Genomic DNA, 23910 nt, shown 5'->3' with positions numbered 1-23910 from the left:
TACCAATTTTATAATAAATAGATCATTAATTTAATATTAATAGTTATCGACATTTAAAATTACTCTAACAGATCTAAAATCTTTTACACTAAAGAAGCTATTGTTTATTTTAATGATAGCTTCTTTTGTTTTTGCTAAAGATTGTTGCTTAGGGATTTTCACTAAGATGTTTTTGTGAAACTGATTCCTGATACGTGCCACAGGTGGTGCTTCTGGCCCCAATACATGTTCTCCAAAAACCTGACGCAGTGATTTAGCAAACCAAATAGAAGCGGTTTCCACACGATTGTAATCCTTATGCTTTAAAGTAATTTTTATCTGTTTATAAATAGGGGGATATTTAAAATTATAACGATCGTTCATTTGTTCTGTAAACATATCACTATAATTATTGGTAGACACTTGCTGTAAAATATTATGATGCGGATTATATGTTTGAATCAACACTTTCCCGCGCTGCTCGGTGCGCCCTGCCCTACCAGAAACCTGCAACATCAGCTGGAAACTACGTTCATGAGCTCTAAAATCAGGAAAATTCAACATACTGTCTGCGTTCATAATGCCTACCAGTTTTACATTTCTAAAATCTAAACCTTTGGTAAGCATCTGTGTACCCACAAGAATATCAATTTCTTGCTGCTCTAACGCCGTTATAATTTTTTCGTAACCATATTTACCACGCGTGGTATCTAAATCCATTCGCGCTACCTTATAATCTGGAAATAAAATCTTGACTTCTTCTTCAATCTGCTCAGTTCCAAAACCTTTACTGTCGATATCTTGTCCGCCACAAGCCATACAATCTTGTATCATGGCCGAATGATAACCACAATAATGACAGCGTAATTGATTTCTATATTGATGAAACGTTAAACTCACATCGCAATTGGGACATTCAGGCGCGTGCCCACAGGTTTTACATTCCACTATAGGAGAAAATCCACGGCGGTTTTGAAACAATATAATTTGGTGTCCTTCCCCTAAGGTTTCAGTCATTTCTTCGATAAGTCTATCGCTAAAATGCCCTTTCATACGTTTTTTTTTCTGCTTCTCTTTAATATCTACCAACTCGATGTCTGGCATTAAAACATTATTATAACGCACAGACAATTCAACAAAACCATATTTATTTTGTTTCGCGTTATAGAAGCTCTCTAAGCTTGGCGTAGCAGAGCCTAACAAGGCTTTCCCTTGATGCAAATGTGATAATACTATAGCCGCGTCCCTAGCTTGATAACGCGGTGCAGGATCAAACTGCTTGAAAGATTGCTCATGTTCCTCATCAACCACAATGAGCCCTAAATTATTAAACGGTAAAAATATAGACGAGCGGGCTCCCAATACAATTTGCGCTTTCGCGGAATTGTTAAGCACATGATTCCAAACCTCTACACGTTCTTGAACGGAGTATTTTGAATGAAAAACCGATACTTTTTCTCCGAAATAATTCTGAAGCCTAGAAATTAATTGGGTGGTTAATGCGATTTCAGGAAGCAAATACAACACTTGTTTTCCATGATTAATCACCTCTTCTATAAGCTTCACATAAACCTCTGTTTTCCCTGAAGATGTAACACCATGCAGTAAGGTCACGTTTTGAGTTTCAAAACTGGTTTTTATTTCTTCTAAGGCCAGTTCTTGATGTTCGTTTAAACTTTTTGAAGACTCGGTTTCTTCACCCGAATACTCAACCCGATCGGTCTGGATATGATATTCTTCAAGAATACCTTTATCTATAAGCGCCTTTACAATGGAAGACGACGCACCACTTTCTGCAACTAAATCGGTAACTTTTACTGGTTTTTTCGTTTTTGCTGAAATTGAAAACAAAGTCAAAACAACCTCCCGTTGTTTATGTGCACGACTTAATTCTTCCAGCAATTCATGAAGCGCCTTCTCACTAGTATAACTAATATCCAGTTTTACATAGCGCACCAATTTAGGCTTGTACTTTTCATAAACTTCTTCCTCTACAGAAATCGCGTCTTTTTCAATAAGTCCTTTTATAACAGGAAGCACATTCTTTTTACCTAGAATATTAGAAATATCATGAATTTTCAATGAGGACTGGTGCTGCAGCGCTTCATAAATTAAAAATTCATCATCTTTTAAAATAGATTCATCAATAATATTCACTGTGTTTTTAGAAACAACCGTTTCACTCTCAAGAATAAAAGCACTCGGTAAAGCGGCTCGCATCACATCGCCAAGTGTACACATGTAATAACTCGCAATCCATTGCCAAAATTTTAATTGCCGACTATTAACAACGGGTTTATCGTCTAAAATTTGCTGAATATCTTTAGCCTCATAGGCCGCTGGCTCATCCTTATGAATACTAAAAACAATACCTGTATATATTTTAGATTTCCCGAAAGGTACCGCGACACGCATGCCTGGTTTTAAAAACTCCGCTTCTGCAGGGGTTACCGTGTAGGTAAATAGTTTTTTTAAAGGAATAGGAATAATGACATCTATAAAATCTAACATAAACTAATTCGTTTTTCTAAGTTTATTTAAAGATGCATTTAACTCATAACCTAACAATAAAATATTAGAGTTTAACCACAGATACAAAAGAAGAATCAAGAGCGCTCCAATGGAACCGTATAGCTTGTTGTACTGACTAAAATTCTCAATATAAACACCAAATAAAAAGGAAGTTAAAATAATAAGCAGTGTAGTAAAGAGCGCGCCAGCAGAAAAAAACCTGGATTCCTTTCCTTCTTTAGTACCAAAATAATACAATGTAGACACCGATAAATAGACCATAACAACAAAGAAAATAGATTGCACCATTTTAGTCCAAAACACGGCTTTCCCTTCTGCTTTATACCCATATTCTTTAAAGGTACCTAAAAGCTCTTGTACCACATAAATTTGCACATAACCCAATATAGCTATCGTAAAAATGAGTAAAAAAGCTAAAATTAGTGCGATTCCTAACGCAAATAAATACTGTCTAATAGCGTTTCGTGTTATCTGCTCATGATAAGAACTTTCAAAACCCGTAAACACTGCATTTACACCATTTGCCATTAGCAAAACCGACAACAGAAAAACAGAAGACAGCAACCCGCCTCGTTGAGATTGCTCTATATTACCAAAGATGTTTTCAAAGAAAAAATCGGAGGTTGTGGCCGGAAGAAACGATTCCAAAAAAACTAAAAATTCATGCTTGAAATTATCGACAGGAATGTACGGTATAATAATTAACACGAAAATCAAGAATGGGAAAATGGCCGTAAAAAAACTAAAAGCAATTGCACTTGCTCGTGTTGTTACAGCACCTTTTATAATTCCTGTTATATAAAGTTCTAATAAATCGTAAAGAGATAACCCTTCTAAACCAGGAAGTTTTATGCGTTTTAAAAACCGAACCAAAAGATTAACAACCGGAATTTTTTCAAGTTTATCTTCAATTGGTTTTGTCATTAATAACTTGCATTTGTTTATTACAACAAAGTTATTAAAATAAAAAGTGTCTTTGTGTAATTAAGCGTACTAATTATAATAGAACTCATCTTGATTTTAAAAGCATCCTAAAATCAAGATGAACACGCTATAAAAACAATAAATATTACTTTATCGCTTTTAAACTTAAATCCATATTATAAACAGAATGCGTTAATGCCCCAGATGAAATATAATTCACGCCACATTCGGCATAGTGTCTAATAGTCGCCTCGTTAATGTTTCCTGAAGATTCAGTAAGACATTTATCACCTATAATCTTTACCGCTTTTCTAGTGTCTTCATAGTCAAAGTTATCTAGTAAAATTCTGTAAATCCCATCATTTTCAAGAATTTCTTCAACTTCCATTAGGTTTCTAGCTTCTACCATGATTTGTAGGTCCTTTCCAGTTTCCCGTAAATAGTCTTTAGTCATTTCGATAGCCTTAGTGATTCCACCAGCAAAATCAATGTGATTATCTTTTAACATAATCATATCATACAAAGCAAATCTATGGTTTTCACCGCCACCAATTTTTACAGCCCATTTTTCCAAAACACGAATACCTGGTGTTGTTTTACGTGTATCTAAAATTCGAGTCTTTGTCCCGTCTAATAGGTCAACAAATTTCCTAGTTTTAGTTGCAATGGCACTCATACGTTGCATAGCATTAAGCACTGTGCGCTCGGCTTTTAAGATAGATTGTGAAGACCCTTCAATATACATAACCACATCACCGTAAGTAACTTCTGTACCATCTTCAATGCGTATATCAAGTTTCAAGTTTTTATCTACATACGCAAAGACCTTCTTAGCGAAATTAACACCGCCAATAATACCTTTGTCTTTTACTAAAAGCTTAGCTTTCCCTCTTGCATTTTCAGGAATACATGCCAACGAACTATGATCTCCATCTCCAACATCCTCTCTAATCGCGTTAGAAATAATCATTTTCAATTCCGAATCAAACTGCTCTTGTGTAATCATAAATAAAATCTTGTTTGCCGCAAAAATAATAAATAGATTCACTAATTTAAATTTTACATTTACGAAATTTTGAATTTATTCTAATTTTAATGCATTATTCATAAAATGCTAGAGCTATTTTTAACTTATGACCATTAAACTAATTGCGATTGGAAAAACTGATAATAAACAACTTACGTTATTAATCAATGATTATATTAAACGTTTGGGATTCTATATAAAGTTCAATTTGGAGGTTATTCCCGATATCAAAAATTCTAAGAATTTAAGTGAAGATCAGCAGAAGAAAAAAGAGGGAGAGCTGATTTTGAGCAAGGTAAATACTACAGACGCCTTAATTCTATTAGATGAAAACGGTAAACAATATGATTCTGTAGCCTTTTCAAACTATTTACAAAAACATATGAATTCGGGCATTAAACAAGTTGTTTTTGTAATTGGAGGTCCTTATGGTTTTTCGGAAGACGTTTATAAAAAAGCGAATGGGAAAATATCATTATCTAAAATGACATTTTCCCATCAAATGATTCGCCTATTTTTTATCGAACAACTTTATAGAGGCTTCACTATATTAAGAAATGAACCTTACCATCACAGGTAAGTTAGTTTCAGGTTTCAGATTACAGGTTTTAGGCATCTATAAAGTAAGCTCTATATTAATGTGTTTTATAAACTTCTTTTCTTTTTTTAAGTTGACGCTCTAAATCACTAATTGTTTCTCTTACGGAAACTTCAAAATTACGTTCATTTGAAGTAGCAAAAATTCGAGGTCCTGGCAAGCTTAATTCGATATTACAAATTTTACCTAGATCGTGATCTTTTTCATCTTGCTTAAAATGCACGGCTGCACTTATAAGAAATTCGTATCTGTTGAATATTTTCTCTAACTTTTCTGTTGTAAATTCTGAAAGTGTTTCACTTACATCTACGCCTACATATTGAAAATTTACTGTCATAATCATGCTCTTTTAATGTTAATAATCCATCCGAAGATACATGTTTTTAGAAGAAAATAAAACAACATTTATCATAAAAAGGTCTTAATATTTTTATAAGAATCACTTCCAGTCCATTTTCATATTGTCCATTATAATCTTACTTTTGAAAACTTCAATCCCATTATTATGAAACTCGTTTTCGCTACCAACAATTCTAATAAAGTAAAAGAAGTTCAAGCACTCATACCTGAACACATCACCTTATTAAGCCTCAAAGATATTGGTTGCTTAGAAGACATTCCTGAAACCCAAGCCACAATTGAAGGTAACGCCATTCAAAAAGCAAACTATATTAAAGAACATTATGGTTACGATTGTTTTGCCGACGATACAGGTTTAGAGGTTGAGGCCCTAAATGGAGCTCCTGGAGTATACTCAGCGCGTTATGCTGGTGAGCAAAAAGACGCTAACGATAATATGGACAAGTTGCTTACCGAACTTGGAGATCAAAATAATAGAACCGCACAATTTAAAACGGTAATCGCTCTGCAACTAAATAACAACCTGCAAACCTTTACTGGTATTTGCGAAGGTGCGATCACAACTGCTAAAACTGGCGAACAAGGGTTTGGTTACGACCCTATTTTTAATCCGAATGGCTACAAGGAAACTTTCGCCCAAATGCCACTTAGCATAAAAAATAGTATTGGTCATCGCGGAAAAGCCGTTTCTCAACTCGTTGCCTTTTTAAACAAAAAATAGCGAAACCCCTTTATTTTTCAATTATTGTAGCTCATCGCTTTCATTTTCATTTGAGACCTCATTTTTATCATATAAATGATTAAAAAAACAAGGCGTAGGTTGTCTGTTAATATTCTTTATGTTATTTTTAAAATATGACAGAGGAAGCCATTGAAAAAGAAAATGCAACCATTGCAAAGGCATACAAAGAGCTACTAAAAGTTAGTTATACGACACTTTCTAGTGACGATAAAAAACTAATTAGAAGCGCTTTTGAAGTCGCCTTAGACGGGCATAAAAACCAGCGTAGAAAATCTGGGGAAGCTTATATTTTCCACCCTATTGCTGTGGCCAAAATTGTGGCTCAAGAAATTGGATTAGACGCGACTTCTATTGCGGCTGCTTTACTTCATGATGTTGTTGAAGACAGTCCTGATTACGAAATAAAAGATATTGAAAACCGCTTTGGTAAAACCATTGCCAGAATAGTTGAAGGGCTCACAAAAATTTCATCGCTTAGTAAAGAAAAAGATATGGATGTCTCTTTACAAGCCGAAAACTTCCGAAAAATGCTATTAACACTTAATGATGATGTTCGCGTTATCATTATTAAAATAGCAGACAGATTGCATAATATGCAAACAATGGATTCGATGCGCCCTGATAAACAGGATAAAATAGCCTCTGAAACCTTATATATTTATGCCCCTTTAGCGCACCGTATTGGTTTATACAACATAAAAACACAACTTGAAGATTTAAGTTTAAAATACACCGAACCGGATGTTTACTACGATATTCTTAATAAAATAAAAGAAAGTAAAGAGGAGCAAGACCTTTATATCGAACAGTTTAGTGATGTTGTTAAGAAAGCTTTAGATAAAGAAAACTTTGAGTATTCTATAAAAGGACGGCCAAAATCTATTTTCTCAATAAGAAAGAAAATGCTAAACCAAGGCGTTTCTTTTGATGAAGTTTACGATAAATTCGCCATTAGAATTATCTATAAAAGTGAGTTGAGCGATGAGAAATTTCAAGCTTGGAAAATATACTCCATCGTAACCGATCACTTTAGACCTAACCCTATGCGTTTGCGCGACTGGATTACCTCGCCAAAAACAACAGGTTACGAAGCACTGCATATTACGGTAATGGGACCAAAAGGGCGTTGGGTCGAAGTTCAGGTACGTAGTGAACGCATGAATGAAATAGCCGAAAAAGGGTATGCGGCACATTACAAATACAAACACGATAAAGAAAAAGAAGACAGCCTAGAAAGCTGGATAAATAGATTACAAGAAGCATTAGAAAGCCCTGAAATTAATGCTGTCGATTTTGTTGAGCAGTTTAAACTCAACCTATATTCACAAGAAATATTTGTATTTACCCCAAATGGAGATTTAAAATCGCTTCCAAAAGGTGCCACTTCTTTAGATTTTGCTTTTAGTATTCATACCGAGATAGGCATGAAAACCAGAGGCGCTAAAGTTAATGGTAAATTAGTGCCTTTAAGTCATGTTCTAGAAACTGGCGATCAGGTGGAAATATTAACCTCCGAGGCTGCTAAACCAAATCCAAACTGGTTAGACTACGCCACAACCGCTAGGGCGCGAGGAAAAATTAAATCAGCTCTAAAGGAAGACCGGAAACGTATTGGTGAAGACGGTAAAGAAATTTTACGTCGCAAATTAAAGCAGTTAAAAATCACGCTTAACGAGCGAAGTATTAATGAACTTGTTAGGTTCTTTAAACTTAAAACCAGTTTAGATCTTTTCTATCGTGTGGGCATTGGCTCTATTGATAACGTGATGATTAAAAATTTTGCTGCATCCCGCAGTAACGCCTTAATGTCGTTTATAAAGAGTAAAATTTCCAGGAAGGTTACTATTCCAAAAGAGGAAATTGATAAAAACGAAGTCACTACAAATTTTGATTCTTTAGTTTTTGGAAAAGAATCTGAAAAATTAGATTATAAACTGGCCAACTGCTGTAACCCGATTCCTGGCGATCATGTTTTTGGATTTTTAACGGTTTCTGAAGGTATTAAAGTACACAAAAAGAACTGTCCGAATGCACTAAGCTTACAATCAAACTACGCCTATCGAATTATGACAGCCCGTTGGGTAGATTCTTCTCAGCAAGAATTTATGGTACAAATTAGACTAACCGGTATTGACCATATCGGACTTGTAAATGAAATTACAACCATCGTTTCTGAAAATATGCATGTTAATATGAAAAGCATTAGTTTTGAAAGCGACGATGGCTTATTCTCTGGTAAAATGAATGTTGTTGTAAAAAATAATACCATTATCAAAAAGCTTTTAGAAAAACTTAAAAAAATTAATGGTATAGATAAGGTTACTAGAGTGTAAAAAATGTGTAAATTTGCCCACGGAAATTATGAATGCAAAAACCGATACAAAGAATCAAGATATTGTAAAGAATGTATTTACTAGCTTTTTAGAAAACAAAGGGCATCGTAAAACACCTGAACGTTACGCTATCTTACAGGAAATTTATAATAGTGACGAACATTTCGATATAGAATCCCTATATCTTAATATGAAAAATAAAAAGTATCGCGTTTCTCGTGCAACACTTTATAACACTATAGAATTACTTTTAGAATGTGGTTTGGTTAGAAAGCACCAATTTGGTCAAAACCAAGCACATTACGAGAAATCATACTTCGACAGACAACACGATCATGTTATTCTTACAGACACAGGTGAAGTTATAGAGTTTTGCGACCCTAGAATTGAATCGATCAAAAAAACAATTGAAGAAGTTTTCGATATAAAAATTAACAACCACTCGCTCTATTTTTACGGAAATAGAAAATCAACAACAAATAACTAATATTCACAATGGCAGTAGACTTACTACTAGGATTACAATGGGGAGACGAAGGCAAAGGAAAAATTGTTGACGTTCTTACCAAAGACTATAATATCATAGCACGTTTTCAAGGCGGACCAAATGCAGGTCACACTTTAGTTTTCAACGGTAAAAAACACGTATTACATACAATTCCTTCAGGAATTTTTCATGATGATGCTACGAATTTAGTAGGAAATGGTGTTGTTATAGATCCTGTGATTTTTAAAGGTGAACTAGACAAACTTGAAGAGCAAGATGTAGATTATAGAAAATCTTTACATATTTCAAGAAAAGCACATATTATTTTACCAACGCACCGTTTATTAGATGCTGCAAGTGAAGCTTCTAAAGGGAAAGCTAAAATTGGATCGACACTTAAAGGTATTGGCCCAACTTATATGGACAAAACCGGTAGAAACGGTATTCGTGTAGGAGATTTAGAACTTAGCGATTGGAAAGAACGTTATAGAGCATTAGCCGATAAGCATGAGGCCATGATCAAGTTCTATGAAGTAGAAATTGAATACAACTTAGCAGACCTAGAAGTTGAATTTTTTAAAGCGGTAGACGTTTTAAAATCTTTAAAACTAATTGACTCTGAAGAATATATTTATCAAGCACAAAAATCTGGGCAAACTATTCTTGCTGAAGGTGCTCAAGGTTCGTTATTAGACATTGATTTCGGAACCTATCCTTTTGTAACATCAAGTAACACCACAGCTGCTGGTGCCTGTACTGGTTTAGGAGTTGCTCCAAATCAAATAGGTGAAGTATTTGGCATTTTCAAGGCCTACACAACTCGTGTTGGTTCTGGACCATTCCCTACCGAACTTTTTGATGAAGACGGTGCTGCCATGGCAAAAGTTGGAAACGAATTTGGCGCTACCACAGGAAGACCAAGACGTTGTGGCTGGTTAGACCTTGTTGCCTTAAGATATGCTTGTCAAGTTAATGGTGTAACCCAATTAATGATGATGAAAGGTGATGTACTTTCTGGTTTTAAAACCTTAAAAGTATGTACTTCTTATAAATATAAAGGTGAAGAGATTACACACTTACCTTACAACATCGAACCAGAAAACTTAGAACCTGTATATTCTGAATTTAGCGGATGGAACGAAGATTTAACAGAAATGTCTGAAGCTTCTCAAATGCCAGAAGCATTAAACGGTTATATCGAATTTTTAGAAAAAGAATTAGAAATTCCTATTACTATCGTTTCTGTTGGTCCAGACAGAAAACAAACGATTTTCAGAAAAAAATAGAAGATTCAAATTCATTATATCTCAAATACAAAAAACGCTCTAATTTAAATTGGAGCGTTTTTTTAGTTTAATATTATAAAACAACATTTCACACCTACGCTAATCAAAAATTATGCGAATTCAATGCACTTTTTTTCTTTTAGCGTAATTTTAAACAAGAAATGGTATTAATCATTATTTTTGCCACAAACTTTTTATACTTTGAACAAACTTCAAGTTTTACTTTTAATCCTTAGCATAGGTTTTATTTCAGTTAACGGCGCTCAAGAAAAACGACAAATTGAGATTGAGTACGCGGGTAAACTTACAGTTGACGAAGAAAACTACCCTGGTGCGAAAATCTTAACTCGGGACGACCAACAACAAGTTCATATTATTCACGGGGGATCTAGCATGTGGAGCGATAAGGCCATATATTATAGTGAAGATAATTTTGTTGAAGCCTATGGTAATGTTTCCGTGAAACAAGGCGACACCATTAACATGACTTCTAAATACGTCGAATATAGTGGCATTACAGAACTCGCTTTTGCCAGTGGAGATGTCGTATTAACAGACCCCCACTCTATTATTTCATCAGACACCTTATTTTTCGACCGTTTAAAACAACAAGCCTTTTACAGAAATGGTGGTAAGGTTGTAAAAGATTCTTCAGGAACTATTACCAGTAAAATTGGTAGGTATTACATGGATATAAAAAAATATCAATTTGTAAACGATGTGGTTTTAGTTAATAAAGAATCGACTATAAATTCAGACTTCTTCGATTTTTACTCCGATACTGGATTTGCTTACCTATTCGGACCATCAACCATCACCACCGAAACTAGTAAAACCTACTGTGAAAAAGGATTTTACGACACCAAACTAGAGGTTGGTTATGCTCTAAAAAATGCTAGAATAGACTATGATAACCGTATTATCGAAGGAGATAGCCTATTTTTTGATAATACTAAAAGTTTCGCTTCAGCTACAAACAATATCAAGGTAACCGATTCGCTTAATAACAGTGTTATTAAGGGGCACTACGCCGAAGTTTTCAAAGCAAAAGACTCACTCTTTATCACAAAACGAGCCTTAGCAATTACCGTTCAGGAAAAGGATTCTGTTTTTATGCATGCCGATAAAATAATGGTTACGGGAAAACCAGAACATCGTATAATTAATGCTTATTACAACGCAAAAATATTTAAATCGGATATCACTGGGAAATCAGATTCTATTTATGCCAATCAAAAAACAGGGCTTACCAAATTAATAAACATTCCGCGTTTGTCGACTGGTGACCAATTTTCAACTGCAAAAAAACCCATTCTCTGGAATTTTGAAAACCAGATGACTGGAGATACTATTCACCTGATATCAAACAGTAAAACCGAAAAAATAGATTCTCTTTTAGTTTTTAACCATGCCTTTATTATCAGTAAAGACACCCTGAGTGAGAATGGTTATAATCAAATCTACGGATTACGATTGGTCGGACTTTTTAATAACGAAAATACACTACGAGAAGTTAACATTATTAAAAATGCTGAATCTATATTTTATGCCCGAAACGAAAATCAAGAACTTATAGGTATAGACAAGGCCAAATCTGGAAGTATTAAAATACTTTTTTCTGAAGGAGATATTGAAGCATATTCAAGATTTAATCAAGTTGATGGTGATTTATATCCTGAATCTAAATACCCAAAAAAAAATAAGTTCTTAAAAGGGTTTGCTTGGCGTGAAGATGAACGACCTACCAGTGTAGAAGATTTATTTAGAGACGACCCGCCTTTAGAACTTCCTGTTATAAAAGGTTTAGATGATTATATCCCCTCTGGGGAATTTTTTGATTCAGATATGCTGGAGCGTATTAAATTAGCAGGAAAGGGAGAACCACATAAAAATAAAGCGGCTCGAAATATTCCTAAGAAATCAGAAAATTTATTAGAATTCCCTAATGAATTTAGCCATTCTAAATGGTTAAAGGTTGGCGTAAAAGCAACAATTAGCAACATAAAAACACCTAACCAAAAGGATGTAGCCGATTTAGTCAAAGGTATAGGGAGTTCTGACGGACACCTATACCAAGTGCTAAACAACACATATGGGACATTCAAATTCTCCGTATGGATGAAAGGTAAAGGTAAAACGAGACTCAGGTTTCAGCGTGCCGATACAGACTATGCCGTTTATGCAACATTACCCATAACAGTTACCAACACATGGAAAGAATACACATTAATTGGCAACAAAAGTAACGATGGCAGTAAACTTAGATGTTTAATTAGTGATCTACAAACAGATGACGCCATTTACATTTGGGGTGCAAAGGTTTTAGCCGTCTCAGAGGAATAAATCAAAAGCATGACTTCAGATTTTCTAAAATATCAAGCACAAACCTCACCACATCCCCTGGCGATGGAGGTTTCTCATGCGCATGGTTCATATATTTTTGACACCAACAATAGGAGTTATTTAGATTTTATTGCTGGAGTTTCTGCTTGTCCCTTAGGGCATAACCACCCTAAAGTTGTTGACGCCATAAAAACCCAGCTTGACAAATACATGCATGTCATGGTGTATGGCGAGTATGCACAACAACCCGCAGTGGAACTTACAAAACTCATCGCAGATCACTTACCTGCACCTTTTGAAAAAACATACCTAACAAACTCTGGAACAGAGGCGATTGAAGGTGCACTAAAACTGGCTAAGCGTGCTACAGGGCGCAGTGAAATTATAGCAGCGAATAAGGCGTATCACGGAAATACCATGGGATCGATGAGTGTGATGGGCTATGAAGAGCGCAAACGCGCGTTCAGACCCTTATTACCAGATGTTCGCTTTATTAACTTTAATAATGACGACGACTTAGAGCTAATTACTAAAAATACAGCTTGTGTAATTTTAGAAACCATACAAGGAGGTGCTGGCTTTATAGAACCCGCAAATGATTATTTAACAAAAGTTAAAGCGCAGTGTACTAAAGTTGGCGCGCTTTTAATTTTAGACGAAATACAACCAGGTATAGGCAGAACAGGGAAACTTTTCGGATTTGAAAACTACAATTGTATTCCCGATATTATTGTAACGGGCAAAGGACTTGGTGGCGGGATGCCAATTGGTGCTTTTACAGCCTCTAGCGCACTAATGGATGTATTACAGGACAACCCCAAACTTGGCCATATCACGACCTTCGGCGGTCATCCTGTTATAGCCGCTTCAGCGTTAGCAACATTAAAAGAAATTACCGAAACTCATTTAATGCAACAAGCCTTAGAAAAAGAAATGCTTTTTAGAAAGCTTCTGGTTCACCCATTAATCATAGAAATTCGAGGAAAAGGTTTAATGTTAGCCCTAATATTACCAGATTCAGAAAAAGTAAACCAACTCATATTAACCGCACAAGACCAAGGTTTAATTTTATTCTGGCTCTTATTTGAGCCTAAAGCAGTAAGAATAACCCCGCCATTAACCATCTCAAATAGTGAAATCACCGAAGGTTGTCTCATTATTTTAAGGATTCTTGACGCATTTCTTGACGATTAACAAAAACTTAACCATTTGATTATCAATCAAAAACAAACAAACACCCGACAAAACACTACTTTTGTTGATTACTTTGTTGAAAACATTTAGTCGTTTTACGACCAACCTTTAAATAGAATAGTAACTTTAATAAAGTTGAACCTCACAAATGTGCTTATGGAGTTTAGTCATGATGACAACAAAAATTTGCCGCTTACCAAGTTTGAATCGATGTTAAAAACAAATCATGTTTTATTCTTTGATTCTGAAGAATTTGAAAACATCATTCACCATTACCTAAACCAAGGTAAAATTGCTCTAGCAAAAAAAGCTATAAAATTAGGATTAGACCAACATCCTTCTTCAACAAACTTAAGACTATTTAAAGTTGAAATATTTGTTTTTGAAGATAAGCTTGATGAAGCAGATCACTTACTGAGTGAACTCTATAATTTAGATCCTAATAATGAGGAAATATATATTCAAAAGGCAAATATATTTTCTAAAAAAGACGATCACGAACAGGCTATAGTCGTTCTTAAACAAGCACTAAAACTTACAGATGATGTGGTCGATTTATATTCCCTAATAGGAATGGAGTATTTATTTTTAGACCATTTTGAAGAAGCAAAAATCTACTTCATGAAATGTCTAGAAACAGATTTGGACGACTACTCTGCGCTATACAACATTATTTACTGCTTTGAATTTTTACAACAGCATGAAGAGGCTATTTCTTATTTAAATCTCTTTTTAGATAAAAACCCATACTGCGAAGTGGCCTGGCATCAATTAGGAAAACAATATTTTCTTTTAGAAGATTACAAAAAAGCTTTAGCTGCTTATGATTTTGCAATCATATCAGACGATACTTTTGTAGGTGCTTATTTGGAGCGTGGTAAAGTTTTAGAAAAACTAAAACGCTATAAAGACGCTATTGAAAATTACACGATAACATTAGGTTTAGACGATCCTACTTCTTTTGCTCTATTACGCATAGGTAATTGTCATGAAAAATTAGGTGCTCTTGATTTGGCCTTACAATATTATGACCGAACCGTCCATGAAGACCCCCTGTTAGACAAAGGATGGATTGCAATAACGAAATTTTACAATAAGAAACATGATTATCAAAAGGCTTTATATTATATCAATAAAGCGATAAATATAGATGCTGAAAATGTTATTTACTGGAAATTATACTCGCAAATTAATCACCGATTAAGTTTATTTGAAGAGGCTGAACGTGGTTACAAAAAAACCTTAGAATTAGGTAACTACGAGTTAAACACCTGGTTATCTCGTGGCGACTTATTAATAAAACTTGGTGAAGCTGAAGCTGCTATTTCTAATTTTGAACAAGCGATTGAGTTTTATCCGGAAAATGCTGAAATTGAATACCGTTTGGCCGGATTATATTTTCAGTTAAATGAAAATGACAAAGGGACATTTCATTTAAAAAACGGACTTAAATACAACGAAGATTACTATTTTATTATTGATGAACTTTTTCCGAAAATTTCTAATAAAAGATTAGTTAAAAAGATTCTAAAAACAAATCTGTAACTAAACGTTTAATTAATTTGTATACCTTTGGTTTTCTTAAAAAATCAAGCATGCAAAGACGTTTAAGTGATTATCTAATCATTTCTTTTAAAGGGTTAGCCATGGGCGCTGCCGATGCAGTCCCAGGTGTTTCCGGCGGTACCATAGCATTCATTTCTGGAATTTATGAAGAATTAATTTCAACCATAAGTAATATTAATGGTTCCCTGTTTAAAACCCTTTTCAATAAAGGTTTTAAAGATTTCTGGACCCAATTAAACGGTAATTTTTTAGTAGCGCTTATGTCTGGTATTGTTATCAGTTTTGTAACGTTTATGAAACTAGCCAGTTACCTCCTCATTCATCATCCAGTTTTAATATGGTCCTTCTTTTTCGGACTAATTGTTGCCAGTATTTATTTTGTTGGAAAGCAAATTACCAAATGGAATACGGCCACCATTATAGCCTTAATCATAGGAGCCGGTGTCGCTTTTTATATTAGTAAAGCACCTTCACTTGGAACCAATGAAAGTTCTTGGTATTTATTCATAGCAGGAGCTATTGCCATTTGTGCTATGATACTCCCTGGTATTTCAGGATCTTTTATACTCATCATTCTTGGGGCTTATAAAACCTTAAGCGACGCCTTTCATGATGTCGACATTAAAAAAATAGCGATTTTTGCCATTGGTGCCCTTATTGGTCTTTTAAGTTTTAGTCACGTTTTAAAATGGCTATTCAAACATTATCACAACATTACTTTAGCCGTTTTAACAGGTTTCATTTTTGGTTCACTTAACAAGGTTTGGCCTTGGAAAAACACCTTAACCTGGCATACTAACTCAAAAGGCATTAAATCGCCAATATTACAAGAAAGTATTTCTCCCTTAAATTTTGAAGGCGATAACCATATGCTTTTTGCTGTAATTTTAATGATATCAGGCTTTTTAACTATTTTTATACTTGAAAAATTAGGCTCGAAAAAACAGTAATGCAAAGCACGCGAACATTTACCGACAAACTTTTTCTAGTTCTAAAAGGATTAGGTATGGGCGCAGCTAATAAAGTCCCAGGAGTTTCTGGTGGTGTGGTTGCCTTTGTTGCTGGATTTTATGAAGAATTTATTTACTCCTTAAAAAGAGTGAATAAAAAAGCCTTTCGATTACTACTAAAAGGACGCTTTAAAAGTTTTTATAATTATATAAACGGACGCTTTTTAAGTCTGTTGTTTACTGGAATGCTAATAAGTTATTTCAGTATTTCTAAAGTTTTAGACTACCTAATTCACCATTATGAACTTTATGTTTGGAGTGTTTTCTTCGGAATGATCATTGGCTCCATTTATTACATTCATAAAGATTTTGACGATTGGAATACGAAAACATATCTATCACTAGCCATTGGAATAATATTAGGTATAAGTATAAGTTTCTTAAGCCCTGCAACAGAAAACAGTAACTTATGGTTTGTTTTTTTCTGCGGAATAATTAGCGTATCGGGAATGACACTCCCAGGATTTTCAGGATCATTTATTCTTATACTTTTAGGGAATTATGTCCTATTATTGGTTGACTCTGTAAATGCATTATACGATACCATGTCGGAAGTCATTTTAGGTGATTTCAGTTTTACTGAAAACACACAACGCATGCAAATGTTAAAAATACTAGTTGTTTTCACCTTAGGATCTATTACTGGGTTGGTTACCTTCTCTCACATATTAAGTTACATTTTACAGCATTATAAAAGCATTACTTTGTCTTCCATTATCGGATTTATTATTGGTTCTTTAGGCGTTGTTTGGCCATGGAAAAAAACTATTTTTAAATCACATGAAAGTGGTAACCTATTATTAGACTCTCGCGGACAAAGAATAATTCATAATTACGAACGTTTTATCCCCGAATTAAGCACTGAAACGACTTTCGCTATAAGCTACATCATAATTGGTATTGCCGTTGTGTTAGTCTTACAGAAGTACGGACAAAAAACAAAAAAAACAGCATGAACAAATTAGGACTTCTAGGTAAAAACATTTCATACTCTTTTTCAAGAGCTTACTTTAAAGAAAAATTTCAAACAGAACATATTGAAAATACATCATACGAAAATTTCGATATTGAAAACATTAATAAGTTTCAAGATATTATAAAGCATACTGAAGGTTTAAGAGGTTTAAATGTGACCATTCCATACAAAGAAGCCGTGATGCCTTACCTCGATGAAATAAACGAACAAGCAAAAGCTATTGGTGCGGTAAACACCATTAGGATAACTAAAAAAGGCAAATTAGTTGGCTACAATACCGATTGCTATGGTTTTAAAAAAACCATTGAACCCTTTATTAAACCACATCATAAAAAGGCCTTAATTTTAGGTACTGGAGGCGCAAGTAAAGCAGTGATTTACAGCTTAAAAGAACTAGGGTTAACCTGTAATTATGTCTCTAGAAATCTATCTAAAAACGTACAATTTTCTTATGATACCTTAACAAAAGAAGACGTAAAAAACCATGAAGTCATAGTAAACTGCACGCCTTTAGGCACCTTCCCCGATATTAAAGATTGCCCTAACATTCCTTATGATGGCATTACAGAAAAACACCTTCTTTTTGATTTAATTTATAATCCAGAAGAAACGACTTTTTTAAGTTCTGGTAAAAAGAACGGTGCAACAATCGTCAATGGCGCAAACATGTTAAAACTACAAGCCGAAAAATCTTGGTCTATTTGGGATCTTTAGTAAAACCCTTATAAATACGTTAAAACAATTGCTTGTACTTTGTTTATACTATACTTGTTAGTATCTTTAAAGTCGAAAATAATTATTTGAACCTTAACATTTTTAAAAATGTCTGACAACGAGAAATCACAAAAAGTAGAAGAAGTTGATGCTAATAATTCGGCAGAATTAAACAAAAATCAAAACATAGAATCAACATCGAATGAGGTAGATGAAACTGAAAAACCTGTTGTTGACGCCCCCCTAAATGTAGAATCAAAAGAAGTAGAAGCATCGTCTTCAAATGAAGATCAAGATGAATTACTTAACGAAATAGACGAATCGAACGCCGAGGACGCTGAAGATGAAGGTAATAAGGATCGTCATAAAATCGAAGTAAAAGAATACGACTCGATGTCTTTAGAAGCCTTAGCTATTGAATTAGAAAGACTTCTAGAAACAGAGAAAATTCAAGCTATTCGCTCGCATGTGAACAGCATCAATACAGAATTTAAATTAAAATTACAGTCTATCATAGATGAAAAGAAGGAAGATTTCCTGAATGATGGCGGTAATGAAATTGACTTCTACTACGCTTCCCCTGTTCAAAAAAGATTTAAAGATGCTTATAAAGTTTACAGAACCAAACTGAATAACCATTACCAGAGTTTAGAAAAAAACCTGAAGCAAAATCTTGAAGACAAACTTGAAATTATTGAAGAATTAAAAGGCCTAATTAATGTTGAAGAAAACATTAATACGACTTACAAACACTTTAAAGATTTACAAGAACGTTGGAGAAAAACAGGTCCTATTCCGCGAGATAAATATAATAATGCCTGGAACAGTTACCACCACCACGTGGAATTGTTTTACGATTTTTTACACTTAAATAGAGATTTACGTGACTTAGATTTTAAACATAATTTAGAGAAAAAATTATTAATTATTGAACGGGCTGAAGAATTATCAAAGGATGATAATGTCATGCGTGCCTTTAGAGAACTTCAAGAATTACACAAGATGTGGAAAGAAGAGCTTGGCCCTGTTGGACTAGAGCACCGCGAAGCTATCTGGGAACGTTTTAAAGCGGCCACTAAAATTATTAATGACAAACGCCACAGCTATTATCAAGAAATAGATAAAGTTTACGAAAAAAACTTAGAGAAAAAGCTAGAGATCATTGCAAATATTGAAGCAGTAAGTGCTCAAGGAGCAAAATCTCATGGTGGTTTACAAAAGAAAATAAAGCAAATTGAAGCCTTGCGCGAAGAATTCTTTAATGCTGGCAAAGTCCCTTTAAAAGTAAATGAAGATACATGGGCTAAGTTTAAGGAAGCCGTTAGAACCTTCAATAGACAAAAAAATAGCTTTTACAAAGACTTAAAGAAAGAACAATATAATAATCTTCAATTAAAATTAGATTTAATCCAGGTTGCCGAAGACAATAAAGCAAGTGACGATTTTGAGACGGTTACACCTTTGATGAAAAAAATTCAAAGTGAATGGAAGAAAATTGGTCATGTACCAAGAAAAGACAGCGACAAAATTTGGAAACAATTTAAAGCAGCCTGTAATTTTTATTTCGACAGAATTCACGCTAAACGTAATGCTGCTAGCGCTGAACAAACTGAAGCTTACACCAAGAAAAATGAGTTATTAAACAGCTTAAAAACGCTTGAATTACCAAAAGGCAAGGAAGCAGGTATTGAGGCCATAAAAGAACAGATTAAGACTTGGCAAGGGCTAGGACGTGTACCACAAGACAAACGTTATATAGATGGGAAGTTCCAAAAGAGTATCGACCAATTGCTGTCAACTTTAGACCTTGATAAAAACGAAGCTGAGCTTATTAAGTACGAAAACAAATTAGAGGTACTTAATGCAACAGATGATGATAATAGAAACTTAGACAATGAACGTGTTTTTATTAGAAAGAAAATAGATGAAGTAAAAGGACAGATTAATCAATTAGAGAACAATTTACAATTTTTCACGAATGTTAAAGATGATAATCCACTTGTAAAGGAAGTTCATAACAACATCAAAATTCACGAGGAATCTTTAGAATTGCTGAAAACGAAACTCAAAAAAATTAAAGACCTTTATTAGTCTAAAAAGCATTTTAAAATAGTTTTATAAAAACCGAAAACCCTGTGAAATATAAATATTCACAGGGTTTTACTATATATAATGATCTATTTGGGCGTATTTGAATTTTTCATAATATGTTTAAAAAAAGATTAACTGCTGCAGGTAACCACACCTACAGCAGCTTCATTAATCTTTAAAAACCAAACTAAACTAACTTTATGAAAAAATGTAATCTGTTATAATTACACTACAAATTTACATCCGATTAAAAGAATTTATTGCGACATGCCATGTCAGAACTTTTAATCTAGCCGCCTTTTAAATCCATCAACAACTCGATCATTTCTTCACTATGCTGTGCGGGTTAGGTTTGGCAATTTAAACCTTCATAACGTAGTTCTCGATTTTAAGCCATTAGACACACAAACTTCACTGAGGCGGAATATCCTTTTAAATGAATTGGCCCTAAGTACTGTTAAAACACATGTGTGTTTCCCTAATCTGGCCTATCCAGATCGTTAAAATGGGACTTTTTTTAAAGCCCAAAATTTTGGTTAAACTCACAAAAAAAGGTGACCTTTTCTAAGATCACCTTTTTTTAATAAAATTCACTAAATTTATATTTAGATATTTTTTTGAACCATTCTACCATCAGAGTTCAATACAATTGAATAACTACCTCTTCCTATGTTCTCCAACTTATAAACTTTTTCAATATTAGTCGTGCTATTAATTGTTTCAGAAACAACTAATTGAGAATTCATGTTATTATTCTTCGTAAAATAGATGTTAATATCTAAACCTTCATTATCAAGGTTTAACTTAGAAATATAAACTAAATCACCAACAACTCTAATGTAAGGTTTGTAAATCACCTTTTCTTCGTTCTTGTTAAAAACAGCAACTCCAGAATTTAAAGTAAAAGGAATTTCCTTAATTTCAAGACCTTTATCAACTTCAAAAAAATAGTTTCCGTCGGGTAAAAAATTTAGATCAAAGTTTTTCTTATATCTACCAGTAGTCTTTACTGTTTCCTTATAATGTACTACGCCATACACATCTTTAATGGATACAGCACTACCCTCTTTTGCATAATTTAAAGTTAATGTTGTATTGTTCGCATCAACATTGGGATTGTTGGGGGCAGGGGCATCGGCAAAACTAACCATTGTACCTAATAATGCCATCATTAAAAATCCTTTTTTCGTGTTCTTTAATATGTTATTCATAATATTTAAATTTAATTATTCAGATTAATTATACTACAAATTTACAACCGACAAAAAGGTTTTATTGCGACATGCCGTGTCAGAATTTGTAATCAAACGGCATTTTAAAACCAGCAAAAACAGGTGCATTTCTTTACCATTCTGTACCGATTAGAATGAGCTATTCAAACTTTAGAAGAAACCACTTTACTTAATACCTGTAAACACAATCTTCGCGGTAGCGGAAACATTTAAATGAATTATCTTTTAATTTTACTTATAGGTTTATGTTTTCCTACCCCGGTTCATCTAGATTGTTAATATTTGTGGTTTTTTTAACAAAAAAAAGGTGACCTTTTTTAAGATCACCTTTTTACAAAAATATACTAAATTTAAATTTAGATCTTTTTTTCAACTATTCTACCAGCAGAGTTCAATACAATGTTATAACTCCCTTTTCCTAGATCCTTTAACTTATAGATCTTTTGAATATTCTTATCACTTTTAATTGTTTCAGAAACAACAAGTTCAGAATTCATGCTATTGTTTTTAGTAAAATAGATATTTACGTTTAAATCTTCGTTATCAAAATTTAATTTACTAATATAAACTAAGTCATTAGAAACTCTTATGAAAGGCTTATAAACTACCTTTTCGTCGTTTTTGTTAAAAACAGCAACTCCAGAATTTAGAGTAAATGGAATTTCTTCAATTTCAAGATCTTTATCAACTTCGAAAAAATATTTTCCATCTGGTAAAAAAGCCAAATCAAAATTTTTCTTGTATCTACCAGTCATTTTAATTGTTTCAGTATAAAGTATAGAACCGTGAACATCTTTAATAGAAACAGAACTACCTACTTTTGCATAATTTAAAGTTAGGGTCGTATTGTTCGCATCAACATTAACATTGTAAAATGCAGGGACATCGGCAAAACTTACCATTGTACCAAATAATGCTATCATTAAAAATCCTTTTTTCGTGTTCTTCAATATGTTATTCATAATATAATAATTTACTTATTTAGATTAATTACAGTTTTTCATATGATAAAAAAGACGTTTTCTTAAAAGATTAAACCGCTGTAGGTAACCACACCTACAGCAGCTCTATTAATCTTAAAAACCAAACTAAACTAACTTTATGAAAAATGTAATCTGTTATAATTACATTACAAATGTACACCTGATTTAGAGGTTGAATTGCGACATACGGTGTCGGCAACTTTTATATGCTTTGTTAGCCGGTAGAGAACAAGGAAGTATGAATTTTAAGAACACCCACAAAAACCGAAAACCCTGTGAAAAATAATTTTCACAGGGTTTTACTATTTAATAATTTACTTGATAGTATTTTATTTTTTTATTGGGTGCTATTGGTGAAAAACACAAACAACTTCTTACCAAGGCTGTCCTGTTCCTGTTTCACAATAGCTTTTAAAACTAGCTATAAAATGTTTCCAACCATCTGCTGTCATATCAAATGGTGGTTGCCCTTTCCATTTTTCATCAAAATTATCGTGAATAAAACTAAAAGAGCCCTTTTCATCAGTTTCAAAAGTAATTGTTGTATTAATCCATGCTGGGTTTGCATTATTAGTGCAAGTCCAAACCACTTTTTTATTTGGGGTGCTCTGGTCTAGTCTAAATTTCATGACTACAGGGTTTCCTTCTTTTAAAAATTCAGAACGATATGACCACCTACTTTTTCGGCTACTTCACTATTCTGACACCACCAAGATTGAATTCCTTTTTCGGTTCCTGCCGCATTAAAAATAATTTCAGCCTCTGCATTGATTTGCTCTTTAAACGTAATATTCATATTTTTTATATTTACTAATAATGTTAAACTAAATGCCCCTTGTAAATAACTCCATTATGTTTGAAACAACTTTTAAAAATTCAGCCTATTTACTCTCCACTAAACCCCTGCAATTTTTAGAGTTTTAAAGCAGAAAAAAAAGCTGTAATCTAAAAACTAAATCACAGGTTTCTATATAATGAACTATTTGGACATACTAATGTTGTGAAACACTGTATTTTTCTATTATTGCTTTACAAATTTACATCGGAACAATGGGTTATACTGCGACATGAGATGTCCTTGCCAAAATTTAATTCTAGAAATTAAATTAGGCTATTAGTAGCATGCTCTTTAAAAAATGATTTACAGTAAGTATAATATGGGCTTTCTGAATGAATTAAAGCATACAACTCCGGTAACGCGAACTTGTAGTCCGTGCTTAAATAAACACTCTACAACACTCATTTACCTCAAATGCGCTTCACAGCTTAAAAGTGAATATAGAACTTTTAAATCAACTGAAAAACACTTTCATTTCTGGTAAACTACTTGATGGTTATAGAAGTTAAATAAAAAAAGCTTTATTGCTTACTCTTGCAGGCACGGACTACAAATCCGCGCTATCAACGCTTTTTTTATTATTGTCCGCGCTATCGGGTTGATGAAACTGAACCTGTTCAGTTGTTATCTAATGTAAACGACGGTTACGATTACCCTAACGTGAGCACCGTTTTAAAAATAACCATCACCTCAAA

General features: G+C 33.6%; 20 protein-coding genes. 12 read left to right on the top strand and 8 right to left on the bottom strand.

Features of this window, described 5'->3' with window-relative positions:
* Window positions 1-36: 36 nt before the first annotated feature.
* The 3 genes from priA to nadC all read right to left on the bottom strand — a co-directional run bounded on the left by priA (window position 37) and on the right by nadC (window position 4441).
* On the bottom strand, window positions 37-2490 hold the full coding sequence (gene priA / locus KO493_RS12105) for a replication restart helicase PriA (protein WP_216068230.1): 2454 nt from the start codon (window positions 2488-2490) through the stop codon (window positions 37-39).
* Between the two features lie 3 nt (window positions 2491-2493).
* Complete coding sequence (locus tag KO493_RS12100) at window positions 2494-3435, bottom strand: YihY/virulence factor BrkB family protein (RefSeq protein ID WP_216068229.1); 942 nt, start codon at window positions 3433-3435, stop codon at window positions 2494-2496.
* 145 nt (window positions 3436-3580) lie between these two features.
* A complete protein-coding gene (gene nadC / locus KO493_RS12095; protein WP_216068228.1) occupies window positions 3581-4441 on the bottom strand; it encodes a carboxylating nicotinate-nucleotide diphosphorylase in 861 nt (286 codons plus the stop codon).
* 127 nt (window positions 4442-4568) lie between these two features.
* On the opposite strand from nadC, the gene rlmH reads away from it, so the two are divergent.
* Complete coding sequence (gene rlmH / locus KO493_RS12090) at window positions 4569-5042, top strand: 23S rRNA (pseudouridine(1915)-N(3))-methyltransferase RlmH (protein ID WP_216068227.1); 474 nt, start codon at window positions 4569-4571, stop codon at window positions 5040-5042.
* A gap of 55 nt (window positions 5043-5097) precedes the next feature.
* Here rlmH and KO493_RS12085 read toward each other — a convergent pair whose 3' ends face one another.
* Entirely contained in the window at window positions 5098-5397 is a 300-nt protein-coding gene (locus KO493_RS12085) for an HPF/RaiA family ribosome-associated protein (protein WP_216068226.1), read from the bottom strand.
* A 168-nt stretch (window positions 5398-5565) separates the two neighbouring features.
* Between KO493_RS12085 and KO493_RS12080 the strand changes: the two genes are divergently transcribed.
* The 11 genes from KO493_RS12080 to KO493_RS12030 all read left to right on the top strand — a co-directional run bounded on the left by KO493_RS12080 (window position 5566) and on the right by KO493_RS12030 (window position 20162).
* Window positions 5566-6141: a non-canonical purine NTP diphosphatase gene (locus tag KO493_RS12080; RefSeq protein ID WP_216068225.1), complete on the top strand. Its 576-nt coding sequence runs from the start codon at window positions 5566-5568 to the stop codon at window positions 6139-6141.
* A 134-nt stretch (window positions 6142-6275) separates the two neighbouring features.
* Window positions 6276-8495 (top strand): RelA/SpoT family protein, encoded by a 2220-nt coding sequence (locus tag KO493_RS12075; RefSeq protein WP_216068224.1) that lies wholly within the window; start codon window positions 6276-6278, stop codon window positions 8493-8495.
* 28 nt (window positions 8496-8523) lie between these two features.
* Window positions 8524-8982 (top strand): Fur family transcriptional regulator, encoded by a 459-nt coding sequence (locus KO493_RS12070; RefSeq protein ID WP_216068510.1) that lies wholly within the window; start codon window positions 8524-8526, stop codon window positions 8980-8982.
* An 8-nt stretch (window positions 8983-8990) separates the two neighbouring features.
* Window positions 8991-10268 (top strand): adenylosuccinate synthase, encoded by a 1278-nt coding sequence (locus tag KO493_RS12065; protein ID WP_216068223.1) that lies wholly within the window; start codon window positions 8991-8993, stop codon window positions 10266-10268.
* A 201-nt stretch (window positions 10269-10469) separates the two neighbouring features.
* Window positions 10470-12611 carry an OstA-like protein gene (locus KO493_RS12060; RefSeq protein ID WP_216068222.1) on the top strand — a complete coding sequence of 714 codons (2142 nt, stop codon included), beginning with the start codon at window positions 10470-10472 and terminating at the stop codon, window positions 12609-12611.
* A gap of 9 nt (window positions 12612-12620) precedes the next feature.
* On the top strand, window positions 12621-13805 hold the full coding sequence (locus KO493_RS12055; protein ID WP_216068221.1) for an aspartate aminotransferase family protein: 1185 nt from the start codon (window positions 12621-12623) through the stop codon (window positions 13803-13805).
* Between the two features lie 156 nt (window positions 13806-13961).
* Window positions 13962-15350: a tetratricopeptide repeat protein gene (locus KO493_RS12050; RefSeq protein ID WP_216068220.1), complete on the top strand. Its 1389-nt coding sequence runs from the start codon at window positions 13962-13964 to the stop codon at window positions 15348-15350.
* A 50-nt stretch (window positions 15351-15400) separates the two neighbouring features.
* A complete protein-coding gene (locus KO493_RS12045) occupies window positions 15401-16321 on the top strand; it encodes a DUF368 domain-containing protein (RefSeq protein WP_216068219.1) in 921 nt (306 codons plus the stop codon).
* The gene (locus tag KO493_RS12040) at window positions 16321-17337 is read left to right on the top strand and encodes a DUF368 domain-containing protein (RefSeq protein ID WP_216068218.1); all 1017 of its coding nucleotides are present in this window, start codon (window positions 16321-16323) and stop codon (window positions 17335-17337) included. Before KO493_RS12045 ends, KO493_RS12040 begins: the two co-directional genes overlap by 1 nt.
* The gene (locus KO493_RS12035) at window positions 17334-18071 is read left to right on the top strand and encodes a shikimate dehydrogenase family protein (RefSeq protein ID WP_216068217.1); all 738 of its coding nucleotides are present in this window, start codon (window positions 17334-17336) and stop codon (window positions 18069-18071) included. The genes KO493_RS12040 and KO493_RS12035 overlap by 4 nt, the downstream gene beginning before the upstream one ends.
* 108 nt (window positions 18072-18179) lie before the next feature.
* Window positions 18180-20162: a DUF349 domain-containing protein gene (locus KO493_RS12030; protein WP_216068216.1), complete on the top strand. Its 1983-nt coding sequence runs from the start codon at window positions 18180-18182 to the stop codon at window positions 20160-20162.
* Between the two features lie 605 nt (window positions 20163-20767).
* Here KO493_RS12030 and KO493_RS12025 read toward each other — a convergent pair.
* The 4 genes from KO493_RS12025 to KO493_RS12010 all read right to left on the bottom strand — a co-directional run bounded on the left by KO493_RS12025 (window position 20768) and on the right by KO493_RS12010 (window position 23173).
* Window positions 20768-21373 carry a hypothetical protein gene (locus tag KO493_RS12025; RefSeq protein ID WP_216068215.1) on the bottom strand — a complete coding sequence of 202 codons (606 nt, stop codon included), beginning with the start codon at window positions 21371-21373 and terminating at the stop codon, window positions 20768-20770.
* A 377-nt stretch (window positions 21374-21750) separates the two neighbouring features.
* A complete protein-coding gene (locus KO493_RS12020) occupies window positions 21751-22356 on the bottom strand; it encodes a hypothetical protein (protein ID WP_216068214.1) in 606 nt (201 codons plus the stop codon).
* 395 nt (window positions 22357-22751) lie between these two features.
* Window positions 22752-23006, bottom strand: a complete 255-nt coding sequence (locus KO493_RS12015) for a hypothetical protein (protein ID WP_216068213.1) — start codon at window positions 23004-23006, stop codon at window positions 22752-22754.
* Window positions 23007-23026: 20 nt separating this feature from the next.
* On the bottom strand, window positions 23027-23173 hold the full coding sequence (locus KO493_RS12010; protein ID WP_216068212.1) for a hypothetical protein: 147 nt from the start codon (window positions 23171-23173) through the stop codon (window positions 23027-23029).
* Between the last annotated feature and the right edge of the window lie 737 nt (window positions 23174-23910).

The organism is Pseudotamlana agarivorans (assembly GCF_018860245.1).
GTDB classification, from domain to species: Bacteria; Bacteroidota; Bacteroidia; order Flavobacteriales; family Flavobacteriaceae; genus Pseudotamlana; species Pseudotamlana agarivorans_A.
The sequence above is the reverse complement of the archived record's forward strand: the minus strand, read 5'-3'. Positions and strand labels throughout refer to the sequence as shown.